The 15,780-nt window shown below is 46.7% G+C and carries 16 protein-coding genes; 3 read left to right on the top strand and 13 right to left on the bottom strand.

All coding sequences use genetic code 11. The annotated features are described in order from the left end of the window. Positions 1–43: 43 nt before the first annotated feature. The 4 genes from AC1VYS_RS06790 to AC1VYS_RS06775 form a co-directional block, all read right to left on the bottom strand. Positions 44–325, bottom strand: a complete 282-nt coding sequence (locus tag AC1VYS_RS06790; protein ID WP_342554679.1) for a hypothetical protein — start codon at positions 323–325, stop codon at positions 44–46. Positions 326–510: 185 nt separating this feature from the next. Further along, positions 511–999: a DinB family protein gene (locus tag AC1VYS_RS06785; protein WP_482913578.1), complete on the bottom strand. Its 489-nt coding sequence runs from the start codon at positions 997–999 to the stop codon at positions 511–513. Positions 1,000–1,031: 32 nt separating this feature from the next. Continuing rightward, positions 1,032–1,988: a DUF6597 domain-containing transcriptional factor gene (locus AC1VYS_RS06780; RefSeq protein WP_482913577.1), complete on the bottom strand. Its 957-nt coding sequence runs from the start codon at positions 1,986–1,988 to the stop codon at positions 1,032–1,034. 334 nt (positions 1,989–2,322) lie between these two features. Further along, a complete protein-coding gene (locus tag AC1VYS_RS06775; RefSeq protein WP_482913576.1) occupies positions 2,323–3,192 on the bottom strand; it encodes an AraC family transcriptional regulator in 870 nt (289 codons plus the stop codon). Between the two features lie 95 nt (positions 3,193–3,287). On the opposite strand from AC1VYS_RS06775, the gene lacZ reads away from it, so the two are divergent. Then, on the top strand, positions 3,288–6,428 hold the full coding sequence (gene lacZ / locus AC1VYS_RS06770) for a beta-galactosidase, LacZ type (protein WP_482913575.1): 3,141 nt from the start codon (positions 3,288–3,290) through the stop codon (positions 6,426–6,428). 721 nt (positions 6,429–7,149) lie between these two features. Here lacZ and AC1VYS_RS06765 read toward each other — a convergent pair. The 9 genes from AC1VYS_RS06765 to AC1VYS_RS06725 all read right to left on the bottom strand — a co-directional run bounded on the left by AC1VYS_RS06765 (position 7,150) and on the right by AC1VYS_RS06725 (position 13,358). Further along, on the bottom strand, positions 7,150–7,500 hold the full coding sequence (locus AC1VYS_RS06765; RefSeq protein ID WP_482913574.1) for a hypothetical protein: 351 nt from the start codon (positions 7,498–7,500) through the stop codon (positions 7,150–7,152). Between the two features lie 70 nt (positions 7,501–7,570). After that, the gene (locus AC1VYS_RS06760; RefSeq protein ID WP_482934490.1) at positions 7,571–7,807 is read right to left on the bottom strand and encodes a hypothetical protein; all 237 of its coding nucleotides are present in this window, start codon (positions 7,805–7,807) and stop codon (positions 7,571–7,573) included. 156 nt (positions 7,808–7,963) lie between these two features. Beyond that, complete coding sequence (groL, locus tag AC1VYS_RS06755; protein WP_482913572.1) at positions 7,964–9,598, bottom strand: chaperonin GroEL; 1,635 nt, start codon at positions 9,596–9,598, stop codon at positions 7,964–7,966. Positions 9,599–9,672: 74 nt separating this feature from the next. After that, positions 9,673–9,954, bottom strand: a complete 282-nt coding sequence (groES, locus tag AC1VYS_RS06750; RefSeq protein WP_056694371.1) for a co-chaperone GroES — start codon at positions 9,952–9,954, stop codon at positions 9,673–9,675. A 463-nt stretch (positions 9,955–10,417) separates the two neighbouring features. Beyond that, the gene (gene tatC, locus AC1VYS_RS06745) at positions 10,418–11,200 is read right to left on the bottom strand and encodes a twin-arginine translocase subunit TatC (RefSeq protein ID WP_482913571.1); all 783 of its coding nucleotides are present in this window, start codon (positions 11,198–11,200) and stop codon (positions 10,418–10,420) included. Between the two features lie 77 nt (positions 11,201–11,277). After that, the gene (gene tatA, locus AC1VYS_RS06740; protein ID WP_441926360.1) at positions 11,278–11,526 is read right to left on the bottom strand and encodes a twin-arginine translocase TatA/TatE family subunit; all 249 of its coding nucleotides are present in this window, start codon (positions 11,524–11,526) and stop codon (positions 11,278–11,280) included. Between the two features lie 151 nt (positions 11,527–11,677). Next, on the bottom strand, positions 11,678–12,163 hold the full coding sequence (locus AC1VYS_RS06735) for a MogA/MoaB family molybdenum cofactor biosynthesis protein (protein WP_017690080.1): 486 nt from the start codon (positions 12,161–12,163) through the stop codon (positions 11,678–11,680). 37 nt (positions 12,164–12,200) lie between these two features. Beyond that, positions 12,201–12,704 (bottom strand): cyclic pyranopterin monophosphate synthase MoaC, encoded by a 504-nt coding sequence (moaC, locus tag AC1VYS_RS06730; protein WP_482913570.1) that lies wholly within the window; start codon positions 12,702–12,704, stop codon positions 12,201–12,203. A gap of 15 nt (positions 12,705–12,719) precedes the next feature. Beyond that, entirely contained in the window at positions 12,720–13,358 is a 639-nt protein-coding gene (locus AC1VYS_RS06725; RefSeq protein WP_482913569.1) for a 5-formyltetrahydrofolate cyclo-ligase, read from the bottom strand. On the opposite strand from AC1VYS_RS06725, the gene AC1VYS_RS06720 reads away from it, so the two are divergent. Both AC1VYS_RS06720 and AC1VYS_RS06715 read left to right on the top strand, forming a co-directional pair. Then, positions 13,347–13,580: a hypothetical protein gene (locus AC1VYS_RS06720; RefSeq protein WP_482913568.1), complete on the top strand. Its 234-nt coding sequence runs from the start codon at positions 13,347–13,349 to the stop codon at positions 13,578–13,580. The two genes, AC1VYS_RS06725 and AC1VYS_RS06720, sit on opposite strands and share 12 nt — an antisense overlap. Before the next feature lie 53 nt (positions 13,581–13,633). Beyond that, on the top strand, positions 13,634–15,598 hold the full coding sequence (locus tag AC1VYS_RS06715; protein WP_482914933.1) for an ABC-F family ATP-binding cassette domain-containing protein: 1,965 nt from the start codon (positions 13,634–13,636) through the stop codon (positions 15,596–15,598). The last annotated feature ends 182 nt before the right edge of the window (positions 15,599–15,780 follow it).

Below are 15,780 nucleotides of genomic sequence, written 5' to 3'. Positions count from 1 at the left end.
CGAACATGTCGGACAGAGGACCATAAGTTTCTACCACACCGGATTACGACAAAGCAACTTCAATCGTACCGGAAGCAGCACCTCCCTGGTTCGCCAGCAAAGCGAAGACCAGCACCTGACTTGCGGTAATGCTCAAACTACTGTTCACCGGAACAACATAAGTGACAACTGGAGCATTTACACGAGTGATGACGAGAGATACCGGAAACGGTCCATTGTTGTTCACCGTAACACTTGCATTGGTGCCGCCAGACAGGTTTTCATAGTAGGATTTACCCACACCCGCTGGCAGATTGTAGAACTGTAATGGTAAAAGGATGGCCATCAAAATCACCTCCTTTTTGCTTTGATACGGTATTCTATGTTTTAAATCTAGTAAAGCCACGGTGAATTGACCGTGGTAGAACGTACATTTATAGCTGACATGCAAGTTTAATAGACAGCTGTATATTCGTGAAAAATAAAACAAGCCCCACCGGAAATCGGCGGGGCTGCTTGTCCGAGAATATATTAAGCATACAACATAAAGAAGTTCAATTCGTGTCCCTGTTGTTTGAGATAGTTATAGAGCTGGGAGCGATGGTGGAACACATGAGTCAGCGTTTCGATCTGCCATTGCACCTGCAGATGGCCATGCTCTGCATAAAAAGCTTTGGTTGAGCGATTTAGAAAATCCTCTTCGCTAAGACTTGTGATATATGCTTTGTACGCCTCAAAATTACTCCATAGTTTCTTTTCAAGTTGCTCAAGATCCTGATTGCCGGATAGGCTGTTCTCAACCTGACCTACCTCAGCTTCACCTTTCTCTTGCATAATGAAAAGATCTGAAGCGGTAATCTGGATAAAATGATGCACCAGTTCCACAAGGGAACGCATATTGTCTTGCGGACGATACGCCCAGTCCTCTGGACGAATGAGACGAATTAACGAAGCCCCTGTGCGTACGCCTGTTTCCAGTTCCGTTAACAGATGCTCTCGAATTTGCAATGTTCCATTCATGATTCATTACTCCTTTGTGATAAGTCTATGATTCATAGTATAACGGAAGATACTGCCGCAGCATTGTACTTTTCGGACAACATCTGTTGATGTTCCTGAACAGCAACTAGCGGTGTATCACCGTAAAACTTGCGGAATTGCCTGATCAGATGCGCCTGATCGTAAAATCCATACGTCTGTGCCAGTCCAGCTCCGTCCGTAGCCAGGCCTTTGCGGATGCCATGCAACACCTGATGGAAACGAACAATTTCACTTAAACGCTTGGGACTGATACCCACTTGTTCGGTCATTTTGCGATGCAACTGACGTTCACTAACGGCTTCCCCCTGGGCAAGGTCTTGTATACTCAAGCGACCATTATCCTTGAAGATCCGGTAGAGTACATTACGAAGCAAATCTCGATCAGCATGATGATGAATCGGGTTGCTGCGCAGGGACACTCGACGGAGGTAAGACTCCATCACCTGCACACGCTGGGCAAAATCCCTCGTTTCCTCCATCTTCAACTGCAGCTCGTCCCATCGGTTTGGCCAGCAGTCTTCCAGTGGTACACGACGGTCTGTAAACAAATCCAGTGACTGACCGTGTAGAAAAGGAGCTCCCCCCGGAAAAAAGCGAACCCCAAACGTATAAGCTCCCGCCGGAGGCGCGGAAGGCGATAACGGAAAAGCAAAAGGCTGCATGTAATTGCCGCAATAGCTATACGTATACCTTGCTTGCTCTGGATTATAATCAATCAGGATGTCAGTGCAACCATCTGGTAGTACCCGGGCAGAGGCCGGAAATTTCAACATTAAGTCATTGACCTTAACGCCCATTCCATCTATGCCATACTTGTCATCTTCCATATGTTCCCGGGTTCCCGATTCCCAATAACAGGCTACATAAGGTGTAAGCACAGGGGAAGGACTATTCTCAATATAGTATGTACGGGGGTCCATTCCATTCATCTGTACCGGACGATACAATGCGTGTAGACGAGCGTCCATGCACTTCCCTGCCTTTCCCTTTAATGTGAAAAAAGAGCCTCATCTAATCGGTATTTCTCGGTATCTCTCAGTATCTCTTGGTTCACATTATATTATTATGCTCATTCTTCTCTCTCATCATATCATGAGTATGATCGCTCAGCTAAGCATAAAAAAAGTGCCCTGCTCGGAGGACAATCCGAACAGGGCCAGTCACACATCTATTTAACACGAGAAGGGGTTTACAAGAATAATATTAAGCTCCCAACCTTAAGAGAAACTGAAATCCAGATGAAGATCAGATCAAAAAACGAGCGACAAACAGATCATAAATACGAGACATATATGCTCTTGCTCAGCCTAAACCATGCAGTTTGCGAAATTTCTCGGGACTCATGCCCGTATGTCGTTTGAATATCGTACAGAAATAACTCGCATTTTCATACCCTACCTTATCGGCTACTTCATAGATTCGCAGAGCCCTCTGGCTGAACATCAGCTGTTTGCTGCGATTGATTCGTTCCTGGTTGACGTAAAATACAGGTCTAACATGTAAAGCTTTCTGAAACAACCGACATAGATATTGAGGAGATACAACAGCCACATCCGCCAGTTCCTTCAGCGACAAAGGCTGATCCAAGTGCTCTTTAATGTAACGCAGCACGGGTTTTAGACGTTCCATTTCATCATTATCGTTGTCAGACACAATCAGCAAGGGCTCCAAGTCGAGAAGCAAGGCATACAGATGTTTGGAGCTATCCCGATCATCGACAGCATCCATTGTATCCCCTGTACCTTCTCCATTCACAAGCATCTGCTCCAAACCTTGTAACAATTCGGGTTTTCTGAGCTTATATACTCCTGAGCTGGTGATTCCCGCATAGGCCAGTAGCTGACTTGCCTCCCGTCCCTGAAAGGATACCCACGCCAGTTCCCAGTGATCCGTAATAGGCCTATACTCATGCGGAATATCGGGGTAGGTGATAAACACCTCTCCTGGGCCAACGATATATTCTCCTTCATCCTCTATAATCAGCCTGCCTTGTCCCTGAATGACCTGATGAATCTGGTAATCGGGGAAACCTTCCGGACGCTCCGTTTCAAATTGGTGTTCCCAATACCCAACGGTCGTCATATAGACGGGCAGACGGGCAGCTTCATCTGTTTTGCCAAAAAAGATTCGTGTATTCATGCGGCACACCACTCTCTCCAGCTTTAGTTTCATATTGTGATATATATGGGCAATATTCTTTATTCTCTAAGTACCTGATCAATTCTATACTGTGAATATATTATAACATGATCAAAGGAGCTGCTGATATGCGAAAGAAACTTGTGCACACCCCTCCGGCTAACGGATATCCGGAATGGAACAACAATCCCGAGACGTTTCAGGTGAATCGTCTGCCAGCCCATGCCAATATGGTAGCGTTCCCAACAATAGAAGAAGCCTTGTCCAATGAATTCACTTCGTCCCCTTGGTACCAGACGCTAAATGGTTCATGGAAGTTCAGCTTTGCGGAAACGCCAGAACAGCGCATTACTTCTTTTTACGAAACCAGCTACGATGCCAGCAACTGGGATGACATCACTGTCCCGTCCAACTGGCAGTTGCAGGGCTATGATTACCCTCATTACACAAACATGACGTATCCTTGGGTGGAGCGCGAGCCTGAGTTAAAACCACCTTTTGCACCGGCAACCTATAATCCGGTCGGTTCATATATTCGTACATTTACAGTTCCTGCGGACTGGAAAGATCGTCCGGTTCTGCTGCACTTTGAAGGTGTGGAATCTGCTTTCTATGTATGGGTGAATGGAGAACTTGTTGGTTATAGTGAGGATACCTTCACACCTGCGGAGTTTGATATCACGGCATATTTGACGGACGGTGAGAACAAGCTGGCGGTTGAGGTTTACCGCTGGTGTGATGCAAGCTGGCTGGAAAATCAGGATTTCTGGCGCCTTAGCGGTATTTTCCGCGGCGTATACCTGCACTCGCCTTCACCGGTTCAGATCGCTGATTTCTTCGTTCGGACGGAACTGGATGATGCTTTACAGAATGCAGAACTTCAGTTGGATGTGAAGCTCTTCAATCATAACGCCGGACAACATGTAGACGGCTTGACGGTTCAAGCGCAGCTCTATGATGCGGAGCAGAAGCTTGTTTTGGGTCAGCCGCTCGCGGCAGAGGTTTCTTTTACCAATGAAGAAGAAGTAACGTTATACCTCTCTGCTCCAGTTGTGAACCCGCTCTTGTGGAGTGCCGAAACGCCTAACCTGTATACACTGGTGCTATCCATCCAGAATACGTCAGGCGAAACGGTAGAGGCTGTTCGTACCCGTGTCGGCTTCCGCAGATTTGAGATCAAGGACGGCTTGATGAAAATTAACGGCAAACGCATCGTGTTCAAAGGTGTCAATCGCCATGAATTCTCCCCTGATTCAGGACGTGCTATAGGCCGTGAGGATATGATTCGTGACATCGAGCTGATGAAAGCCTATAACGTTAATGCCGTACGTACATCGCACTATCCGAACCAGACGCTCTGGTATGAGCTGTGTGACGAATACGGACTGTATGTGATTGACGAGACGAATCTGGAGACACATGGTACCTGGTACTATGGACAAAAAGAAATGAACGACGACAACATCCCGGCAAGCAAGCCCGAGTGGCGCGACAACGTCATCGATCGCTGTAATTCGATGTTCCAACGGGACAAAAACTATGCATCCATCATCATCTGGTCGCTAGGTAATGAATCGTTTGGCGGCGATAACTTTATCGCCATGTACGACTATTTGAAACAAGCTGACCCAACAAGGCTCGTTCATTATGAAGGCACATATCACTACCGCCCTTCCGATTCGGCCAGTGATATTGAGTCCACGATGTACATCAGCCCGAATGATATCGAACAGTATGCACGCATGAAAGGGGATAAAAAACCTTATATCATCTGTGAATATAGCCATGCGATGGGCAACTCCTGTGGCGGTCTTCACCTGTACTGGGAAATGTTTGATAAATATGAGATTTTACAAGGGGCATTTATCTGGGACTGGGTGGATCAATCGATCCGTACCAAGACAGCAGACGGTGTAGAATATCTTGCCTACGGCGGAGATTTCGGCGAGTCGCCTCATGACGGTAACTTCTGCGGCAACGGACTGATTTTGGCAGACAAAACGGTTACGCCTAAGCTCGAAGAAGTGAAAAAATGTTATCAGAACGTTCGCATGCAGGCGCTCAATCTGCAAACCGGACTGATTCGCATCACGAATCATTTCCTGTTCACGGATCTGAACGAATATGCACTCGCTTGGACTTTGTCCCATAACGGAGTATCTGTGGAAAAAGGGCATCTGGACATTGCTGCGCAGCCTGGCGAATCCGTTGAAGTTCATATCCCTTACACACCATCTTCAGACCTGTACACAGAAGCCGTTCTTACTGTCTCTCTGGAGACCAAGAAGGCTACGAAGTGGGCAGATGCAGGACATGAGATTGGTTGGGAGCAATTCGTCGTATCTCCTCGTCTGCGTGCAATTCAGCAACCTGCTGCGGGAGCAAGTGATGCTCTTCAAGTGGAGAAACTACAAGATGGCGGATTGAAAGTGAATGCTGGTCAAGTTTCCATAAGCTTTAGTTCGGTTACTGGCGCACTTACTTCCTATCAGATTAATTCACAGGAGCAATTACTGGCACCTGCTCGTGCAAACTTCTGGCGTGCAATGACCGACAACGATTTGGGTAACAAACTGAATGAACGTGCTGCCTTCTGGCGGGATGCTCACGCGACGAACAAGCTGATTCGTTTCGAACATCATACCAATGAGCAAGGCTGTCATGTGACAACAGATTATACGTGGGATGCCAGCCCGGGAAGTACGCTGTCCATCACGTATCATATCAGGCCGAATGGCGAGCTTGAAATCAGTCAAACCCTCGTCTCCGGTGCAGGTCTGCCTGAACTGCCTGAGTTCGGTATGCTGTTTGAATTAAAAGACAGTCTGGATACGATCTCCTGGTATGGTAGAGGGCCGCATGACAACTATATTGACCGTCTGACCAGTGCACGCCTCGGCTATTACACCGGAGCCGTTCGTGATCAGTTCGTGCCTTACCTGAAACCACAGGAGTGTGGTAACAAGACGGATGTACGTTTTGCAGAGATTACTTCGGCTGTAGGCGGAAATAATGCAAAGAACACCATCGGATTGCATTTTGAAGCTAATGCACCGTTTGAAATCAATGCACTGCCATGGTCCCCTGAGGAACTGGAAGCGAACGACCATGTCTACAAATTGCCGGTAAGCTCGCATACCATCGCTCGGATCAATTACGTGCAGATGGGTGTCGGCGGTGACGACAGCTGGAGTGCTCGCACACATCCAGAGTACACACTTCAAGCGAACCGTCCATATCACTTCACGTTTACGGTGAAGCCTGTATAGAGCGAGATCGTGTGAGGAAATGCTGTAAAGGCGAGGTAGTACCAATCAGGCCCTACGAATGGCTTTCACTGTTAGATTGAGTGGCTAGAGGATGATGTGAAGTGCAACGTTTACTGAGCATCGATTAACTTTACTGCTCCACAATTAAATTTACTTTGGATCGATTTAATTTAATTTCATTTTATTTCTTAGGTTCATCCTCGTAGCAAACACAAAAAAATCTCTGTTGGCATAATGCTGACAGGGATTTTTTTCTATGTATACTGATCTTATCTGGTTACGACTTGCTGTCTGTGATCTGTGATCTGTCTGTGATCTGTGGTCTATGGTCTGCGGCTGGTGCTAACTCCTCGCTGCCTAATATCCAATAAATGGATTTTTTATTACCTTCTCTGTCGCTGTCAACTCTCACTCCATACTACTCTAATTTCCTTCTACCTTCGTAACCGTGTGCTCAGAGTACATCAAGCGCTAACGATCATGAGAAACCTTATTCGGGGCAAAAATATCTTTTCTACATTCTAACGATCTCCAGTAACGCTATTTCCTCAAAAAACAGCGTTCCAATCGGAAAATTAGCCCAATTGATCCAAATAGCGTCTCTCATGATCGTTAGATTTTAGAAACACGTAAAAAGCATCAAATAGCGTCTCTGGTGATCGTTAGCGCAAATCTACTTAATAATTGAGAACTGTAGCCCTACCTTTACAAAAATTCAAAACTACTCAAACGTTACACTCTCACTTTTGTCATTCCAGTTAATGTTAAAGGTAACCGGATCTTTGTTATCCACCGGATTCAATGTACCGGACTCGGTAACCGGTGTCTGTTGTTCTGCGGGTGTCCGTCCCTGACGCTCAATGTTTGTGCCTTTGATATTGTAGACGAAATCTTTGACAGTGCTCTCATCTCCTATGTAAGCAATCGCGTATGAACCTGTTGAACGCTGCAAGGATACATCCCAATGCGCACTTTTCTCATGTTTGATCTCATCCGAACCACAGGCAGCCAACATAGAGAACATCAATATCATACCTAACAACAGCGTTAATTTCATTAGTTTCATCTTCATTCTATCCCCTCCTATTTGTAATTTAACCAATATTGGAAGTGGTGATAAAAATATTGAAACCTCTGCGATTTTATCTCGTGTAACGATCTATATCCTCTTTCGCTGACTCGTGCCTTCTTTTGTGATAATCTTCGTGCTGGTGAACGTCATTTTTCAGCTTAGCCAAGAACCCCCAACCTGTAAAAAACATAAGCAGCACGGCAATCAACGCATAAGCAAAGCTAAATAGATTCATATAGAAATTCACAAAGATTGCAACCAGCATCAAACCCAGAATCCACAATACCCATTTTGTACTTTTTCTCACCTTTGTCCCTCCATACTCGGTTGGAATCGTATACTCTATCGCACTCTGTGCATCCTCATACATACGCTGAAAAAGAAACACGGTTGCGCCAAAAAGAAAAAGGCCCCCTTTCGGGAGCCTTTCCTCTATGGGCATAACAAAGGTTTTACAACCTTATTACATCATGCCGCCCATTCCACCCATTCCGCCCATGTCAGGCATTCCAGCACCGGCACTTGCAGGTTCTGGTTTGTCAGCGATAACCGCTTCAGTCGTCAGGAACATTGCAGCTACAGAAGCAGCGTTTTGCAGTGCATAACGCGTTACTTTCGCAGGGTCAACGATACCCGCTTCGATCATGTTAACCCACTCGCCAGTCGCAGCGTTGAATCCTACGCCTGTTTGTTCTTTTTTCAGACGTTCCACGATTACGGAACCTTCTTCGCCAGCGTTAGCTGCGATTGTACGGATTGGTGCTTCCAGAGCTTTCAGGACGATGTTCACACCTGTTTGCTCGTCACCGGACAATGCTACACCAGCAACAGCATGATATACGTTCAGAAGCGCAGTACCACCACCGGATACGATACCTTCTTCAACCGCAGCGCGAGTTGCGTTCAGGGCATCTTCGATACGCAGTTTGCGTTCTTTCAATTCTGTTTCAGTTGCCGCACCGACTTTGATTACGGCTACGCCGCCGGACAATTTAGCCAGACGCTCTTGCAGTTTCTCTTTGTCGAACTCGGAAGTCGTTTCTTCCAATTGTGTACGGATTTGGCTAACACGAGCATCGATATCGGATTTGTTTCCAGCACCGTCAACGATGATTGTGTTTTCTTTAGTTACACGGATTTGACGAGCTGTACCCAGTTGTTCAACAACAGCGGATTTCAGGTCCAGACCCAGTTCTTCCGTGATCAATTGGCCACCAGTGAGGGCAGCGATATCTTGCAGCATTGCTTTACGACGGTCACCGAATCCTGGAGCTTTAACCGCTACAGCATTGAATGTACCACGCAGTTTATTCACAACCAACATCGCCAGTGCTTCGCCTTCGATATCTTCAGCGATCAATACGAGTGGTTTGCCTTGTTGTACGATTTTCTCAAGCAATGGCAAGATGTCTTGTGTGCTGGAGATTTTTTTGTCAGTGATCAAGATGTACGGATTGTCCAGAACAGCTTCCATTTTGTCCGTATCTGTGATCATGTATGGAGAGATGTATCCACGGTCGAATTGCATACCTTCAACCACTTCAAGCTCAGTAGCGAATCCTTTGGATTCTTCAACAGTGATAACACCGTCTTTACCTACTTTTTCCATAGCTTCAGCAATCAGTTCGCCTACTTCTTCGTCAGCTGCAGAGATTGCTGCAACTTGTGCGATGGATTGTTTTGTTTCGATTGGCTTGGAGATGGATTGCAATTCAGCAACCGCAGCTTTAACCGCTTTGTCGATCCCTTTACGGATGCCGATCGGGCTAGCGCCTGCAGTTACGTTTTTCAAACCTTCTGTGATCAGGGCTTGAGCAAGTACTGTTGCAGTTGTTGTACCGTCACCGGCAACATCGTTAGTTTTGGTAGCTACTTCTTTAACCAGTTGAGCACCCATGTTCTCAAATGCATCTTCCAGTTCGATCTCTTTTGCAATCGTTACACCGTCATTTGTGATGAGCGGGCTTCCGAATTTTTTCTCCAGAACCACGTTACGGCCTTTTGGTCCGAGCGTTACTTTCACTGCGTTAGCCAATGCATCCACACCACGAAGCATGGAGCGACGAGCGTCTTCACTGAATTTAATGTCTTTAGCCATTTAAGAAAACCTCCCTAGTATATTGTGTAAAATGGTATTGCTATATGGTTCGGTTAACCGATTAAAATTTGAAATTAGTCGAGAATCGCGTGAATGTCGCTCTCTTTCATAATCAAATATTCTTTACCTTCGAATTTGATTTCTGTACCGGCATATTTGGAGAAAATAACGCGGTCTCCTTCTTTCACTTCCAGAGCTACACGCACGCCGTCTTTCAGCACTCCAGCGCCAACAGCAATTACTTTACCCTCTTGCGGTTTCTCTTTAGCAGAGTCCGGAAGTACGATCCCGAAAGAAGTCGTTTGCTCTTGCTCCAGTGGTTCTACCAATACGCGTTCACCTAAAGGTCTGATCATGAAAAATAGCCTCCTTTTAAAATTATATAGCCTTGCATTTGTAGGTTGCAGCCATATGTATTAGCACTCGACAGTGTTCAGTGCTAACAACCAACTTTATGATACTCAACTTGAAGCATGATTTCAAGTCTTTTTGATGAATTCTTGCGAGAATTTACGTTGAATTTACATCCATACAGCTTGACCACTTATATCCAATAAGCCAAATTACGCCTGGCACAGCTGGATGAATGTTACATTCACGCTTCTATTTTACGAGATTCGTTGCCTTAGATGCAAACTTCGCCCCTCATCCCCTTCTCCATTGTATCCATTGACCGGCATAATATGCCTGCATGTCCACGCCGTTCTTCCTTTCGAACGGAACCAAAAGACCCGGAGCAGACTAAAACGTCATTACCGGGTCCTATACTTATAACGAGTGAACTAGCTCTCCACCTGAACTCACCAACCCTGGACTTTTCTATCCTGCATGTTGGTTGTCCTCTTTCCGCACATAACGGGCTTCAATCTCTTGATCCGCTGCCAGCTGCTTGCGATATACAATTGCGGATAGAAACACACTGATCTCATACAACAGCAACAGCGGAATCATGACGAGCAGATCGGATATTAAATCTGGCGGCGTAATGACCACCGCAATAAAAATCAGCACAAAATATGAAATTTTGCGCATTTTACGCAGACGAATCGGATTGAGAATGCGTAGCCCCGTCAGGAACATGATGAGCAGTGGCAACTCAAACAGCAGTGACACTGGCAACACAATGCCAAACAGGAAACTGAAGTATTGCTGCATACCATATGTCTCGACAAGCCCCATTTTCTCCGTAATCGTGGTTGTGAATGCAAGCGCCATTGGAAAAACAACATAATACGAAAAGGCGACACCCACCAGAAACAGCAGAAATACATAAGGTACATACTTCAGAGACGCCTTACGTTCTTGCGGCCGAAGACCAGGACTAACAAATTTCCAGATCTGGTACACCGTGAAAGGCAACGTAATGATAATCGAAAAGAGTCCAGCAATCTTCATATAGATGCCAATACCGTCCCAGAAGGAGAATGCATGCAGTACAAAGCCTTTGGCCGTCTCCGCCTTGGTCAAATAACGATAGACCGGGTCTGCCACGAAGAATCCAGCGATCAGTCCCAGAATAAAAATGCTCAATACATAGATCAGCCGCTTGCGCAGCTCACTCAGATGTTCGGTAAGCGTCATTTCTTCATTTTGCCGCGTCATGCCTGCCTCCCCTGGAATTCAGCTTTAAAATACAAAACCCTTCCGGCAGGAAGGGGTCTCTCTCATAGCCATAAAACTTATTCCGGCAGGCGTTTATCCACAGGTTTATCAGCAGCCGTTGTATCTGTTGCCACGGGTTTCGCTTTTTCCTGCTCTTTGCGACTGGAAGCATCATCGTCCGAAATAATATCACGTGCGCCTTCCTTGAACTCGCGGAACGTACGCCCGACAGCCCGTCCCAATTCCGGCAACTTGTTAGGCCCAAACAACAGCAATGCAATCACGGCCAGCAAAATAAATCCTGTTGGTCCAATCGAACTTAACATAGATCTTCCTCCTTGTTTCAAGCGTTCAACATGCGCATATCCGAAGCCCTGTTCATCAGATGTCTGAACTGCATTTGGATTTATGCCCATCATACCACAGATGTAACCACTTACATAACCCGTAAAATGTTATAGCTGTGCTTTATTTTCCTTATTGCTTGAATTGGCCTGTTACCATCAAGAGCGCTTCCGGAAGCTGGTCCATAATGGCTGCCAGATGTTCGTGCACACCCTTCGGCGTACCCGGCAAATTCACAATCAGCGTACGGCCGCGAATTCCGCACACCCCGCGGAACAACATCGCTGAGCGATTTTTGCTCATCACACTATATCTCATCGCTTCCGCCATGCCGGGAACTTCACGTTCAATTACTCGTCTGGTCGCTTCAGGCGTTATATCCCGAATGGCCAGCTCCGTTCCACCCGTTGTTAGTACGAGATCGGCGTGAAAATAATCGGTCATCTCGATTAATGCCGCAATAATCTCATCGGGCTCATCCGGAACGATCCGATACTCCACGATCTGACCACCAAGTTCCTCTTCTACAAGTTCCCGTATCACTTGCGCGCTTGTATCCTCACGTTCTCCACGGGCCCCTTTGTCACTGGCTGTCAGGATTGCTGTTCTCCACACCATAAAGATCACCCTTCTCCTCTATGAAAATAAATATCCGTTATCGATTGAAATCACCGTTTTTACCGCCGCTCTTGGACTGCAACATTGTCGGGCCGATGATCATATCCTTTTGCATCGCCTTGCACATGTCATAAACTGTAAGTGCCGCAGCCGAGGCCGCCGTCAGTGCCTCCATTTCGACACCTGTTTTGCCTTCTGTCTTGACGGTTGCTTCGATATGGAGTTCGTCCACGCCGTTATCATGAAAACGAATATCCACACCATTCAGTGCAAGCGGATGACACATCGGAATCCAGTCAGACGTTTTCTTAGCCCCCTGAATACCCGCAATCTGAGCAACCGCCAGCACATCTCCCTTACCAATACGACCCTGACGGATCGCTTCCAGTGTATCCGGGTTCATCGTGACCTTCGTTACAGCGACAGCGGTGCGCACCGTCACGTCCTTACCCGAAATATCCACCATCCGGGCCCGTCCTTGTTCGTTAAAATGAGTCAGCTTCCCACGGGAAGATTGACCATGGTTTACTTCTGAGTTCAATCACATCACAACCCTTTATTCGATATGTAATATACCTTCGGGTGTTATCAACAGATTCAGCCGTAGATCAAGTGGATCCATCGGAATGTCCGCCTCCAATTGGCCAGGTAATACCAAAGCAGCCATGAGGGGTCTTTTGCTTCGTTCAGCACATTGCATCTCAAGCTGCTCTGCAAATCGGTCATAATAACCGCCACCGTATCCGATGCGTCCTCCTTGAAGGTCGTAACCCAGTCCCGGTACGAGCACCAGATCCAGATCAGGCCAGTTCTCAGGGTGCAACACTTCACAAGATGCCTTAGGTTCAGGTATGCCCCAAACGCCTGGTTCAATATCCTCCTGGCTCGTTACTCGCCGCAATTCCATCCGAGGCGGGTCAGCGAGTACTTTGGGCGCTAGCAACACATCCCCCTGTTTCCATCCCTCTTCAAAAAGGAAAGCGGTAGATGCCTCACTCCCATAAGACAGATAACTGAAAATAATCAGCGGCTCACGCATGTGCCTGTTCTTGTTCAACCGCAGGCGATCCAGCTCACGCTTCAGTCCGTCATTCATTCGTGTGCTGGCCTGCTCCCGCATCTGCTCGTCCAATCGATCGCGCAGCTTTCTGAGCCGGGAGCGAAGTCGCTTCTTCTGTTCCGCATGATCCTGCATAATGCTGCCGAACCTCCTGTTGATCTGGAAGGTAAGAAAATATTTCATGCCATTACTTATATGTTAAGACAAGATGTCATCTGGATGATCAGTTTAAATGATTCATTTTCTGCAAAATCCTCATGGTATAACATGTCTTCTTTCAGTTTATCATTGATTGAGCAAAAAGACTACAAGCCGGAGCCGTTCCCAATCGGTGCATTTGCTCTGTATTTCATGTAAACTGGGATGTAAGTGTCTATTTCAGAACTCGATCTATGGAGGAACTTAATTCTATGTTGCTGCAAGTATCCGGAATTATTAAACGTTTTGGTGTCGATCCAATCCTGGACGGCGTGAACTTACAAATATTAGAGCGTGAGCGCATCGGCCTGGTTGGCGTTAACGGTGCAGGTAAATCGACTTTGCTCAAGATCATCGCTGGCGAGATGTCCTATGACGGCGGACAGATCTTCAAATCCAAAGAAACTACGCTGGGTTACCTCGCTCAGAACAGCGGCCTGCAGTCGAGTCGCAGCATCTGGGAAGAAATGATGAATGTCTTCGCGCATCTTACCCAGACCGAAGCAGAACTGAGGCAGATGGAACATGATATCGCCGATCCAGCATTAATGGAAGATGAGAAACGATATGCTGACCTGCTGGAGCGCTATGCAAGACGCTCAGACTGGTTCAAAGATCATGGTGGTTACGAGATGGAAACGCGTATTCGCAGCGTTCTGCACGGTATGGGTTTTGGAGAATTTGCACCTGATACCCCGATTGGTACACTCAGTGGCGGACAGAAGACCAGACTCGCATTAGCTCGCATTCTGTTACAGGCTCCTGATCTGCTCATGCTGGACGAGCCGACGAACTATCTGGACATCGCTACACTTACATGGCTTGAGGATTATCTGAGAGGATACTCAGGCGCACTATTAGTCGTATCCCATGACCGGTACTTCCTAGACAGACTCGTAACTAACATCGTTGAAATTGAACGTCATCGCTCCAAAAAATATACAGGCAATTACAGCCGCTATATGGAGCTGAAGGCAGCCGAGTATGAGATTCAGATGAAACAATACGAGAAACAACAGGATGAAATCTCCAAGATGGAGGACTTTGTTCAAAAAAATATCGTACGCGCTTCGACAACCAAGCGTGCCCAGAGTCGCCGCAAAGCATTGGAGAAGATGGATCGTCTCGACAAACCGCTCGGTGATCTCAAGAAAGCCCACTTTTCCTTCGAAACTGCCGTTATGTCTGGCAAAGAAGTGCTGCGTGTAGAACAGTTATCTGTTGCGTATGAAAAAGGTTCACCTCTGTTCCGCAATGTGTCCTTTGATCTGAGACGCGGCGAAACTGTTGCACTTATTGGGCCGAACGGGATTGGAAAATCGACGTTGCTGAAGTGCCTCACCGGAAGTCTCCGTCCTGTGCAGGGAGATATTCAGTGGGGTACCAAAGTACAGATCGGGTATTATGACCAAGAACAGACTGGGTTGAATCCGTCCAATACCGTGCTGGAAGAATTGTGGAGTGCCTATCCGGGCATGGAAGAGGCTCGCATTCGGACCGTACTGGGCAACTTTTTGTTCAGTGGTGACGATGTGCTCAAAAAAATATCCTCACTCAGTGGCGGAGAGAAGGCTCGTGTGTCCCTATCAAAACTCATGCTGAAAGAAGCCAACGTGCTTATTCTTGATGAGCCGACGAACCATCTCGACCTCTTCGCCAAAGAAGTTCTGGAAGCTGCATTGATGGATTACGAAGGTACACTGCTCTTCATCTCCCACGACCGGTACTTCCTGAACAAAATGGCGGAACGGATCGTTGAGCTTCATCCTGGAGGTGCCGAGCACTACCTCGGCAACTATGATGATTATGTGGAAAAAAAACAGGAACTGGAAGACATTGCACGCGAAGCAGCCGAAGAAAGGCAAGCATCTTCCAAATCTGCTTCTACAGCAACTACAAGTGTAAATCCAGCAGTTTCCGAGAAATCAGGTGCAGCTTCTTTTGAGGCAGATAAACAAGCGAAGCGCGAAGAACGAAACAGACAGCGCAGACAGGAAGCATTGGAACAGCAAATTGCTGAACTGGAGTCCGAGATCACATCGCTGGAAGAACAGATGGCTTTGCCCGAAGTGTATCAGGATTATATGAAGCTGCAGGAATTGCAACAGACATCCGAAGAGCACAAGATACAGCTGGCGAAGGCTTATGAGGAATGGGAAACGCTGGCGATAGGCTAGAGGATGTTTGTTAACAAGGAAAGAGCTGGGATAACTATCGCTATCGTTATTGTTGTGCCTAGGGCATATATGAATAAATTATAAATGTGGCCCCGCGATACGAAGGTAACGCGGAGCCTCTTTGGGTTAACAGGACACCCACAGTATACAGAGAACAGACTGACTTGAATTACCTTTATATT

It is taken from the genome of Paenibacillus sp. G34 (assembly GCF_056856875.1).
Note: the sequence above shows the minus strand (reverse complement) of the source record. Positions and strands in the feature narration are given on the sequence as shown.

What these genes read in the sequence shown, in the direction of transcription:
- AC1VYS_RS06735 (WP_017690080.1), bottom strand. Translation starts at nt 12,163, where the DNA reads ATGGTGTGGAGAACAGCAATCCTGACAGCCAGTGACAAAGGGGCCCGT.
- AC1VYS_RS06725 (WP_482913569.1), bottom strand. Translation starts at nt 13,358, where the DNA reads ATGCAGGATCATGCGGAACAGAAGAAGCGACTTCGCTCCCGGCTCAGA.
- tatC (WP_482913571.1), bottom strand. Translation starts at nt 11,200, where the DNA reads ATGACGCGGCAAAATGAAGAAATGACGCTTACCGAACATCTGAGTGAG.
- groES (WP_056694371.1), bottom strand. Translation starts at nt 9,954, where the DNA reads ATGATCAGACCTTTAGGTGAACGCGTATTGGTAGAACCACTGGAGCAA.
- AC1VYS_RS06780 (WP_482913577.1), bottom strand. Translation starts at nt 1,988, where the DNA reads ATGGACGCTCGTCTACACGCATTGTATCGTCCGGTACAGATGAATGGA.
- lacZ (WP_482913575.1), top strand. Translation starts at nt 3,288, where the DNA reads ATGCGAAAGAAACTTGTGCACACCCCTCCGGCTAACGGATATCCGGAA.
- AC1VYS_RS06720 (WP_482913568.1), top strand. Translation starts at nt 13,347, where the DNA reads ATGATCCTGCATAATGCTGCCGAACCTCCTGTTGATCTGGAAGGTAAG.
- tatA (WP_441926360.1), bottom strand. Translation starts at nt 11,526, where the DNA reads ATGTTAAGTTCGATTGGACCAACAGGATTTATTTTGCTGGCCGTGATT.
- groL (WP_482913572.1), bottom strand. Translation starts at nt 9,598, where the DNA reads ATGGCTAAAGACATTAAATTCAGTGAAGACGCTCGTCGCTCCATGCTT.
- AC1VYS_RS06765 (WP_482913574.1), bottom strand. Translation starts at nt 7,500, where the DNA reads ATGAAGATGAAACTAATGAAATTAACGCTGTTGTTAGGTATGATATTG.
- AC1VYS_RS06715 (WP_482914933.1), top strand. Translation starts at nt 13,634, where the DNA reads ATGTTGCTGCAAGTATCCGGAATTATTAAACGTTTTGGTGTCGATCCA.
- AC1VYS_RS06775 (WP_482913576.1), bottom strand. Translation starts at nt 3,192, where the DNA reads ATGAAACTAAAGCTGGAGAGAGTGGTGTGCCGCATGAATACACGAATC.
- AC1VYS_RS06785 (WP_482913578.1), bottom strand. Translation starts at nt 999, where the DNA reads ATGAATGGAACATTGCAAATTCGAGAGCATCTGTTAACGGAACTGGAA.
- AC1VYS_RS06790 (WP_342554679.1), bottom strand. Translation starts at nt 325, where the DNA reads ATGGCCATCCTTTTACCATTACAGTTCTACAATCTGCCAGCGGGTGTG.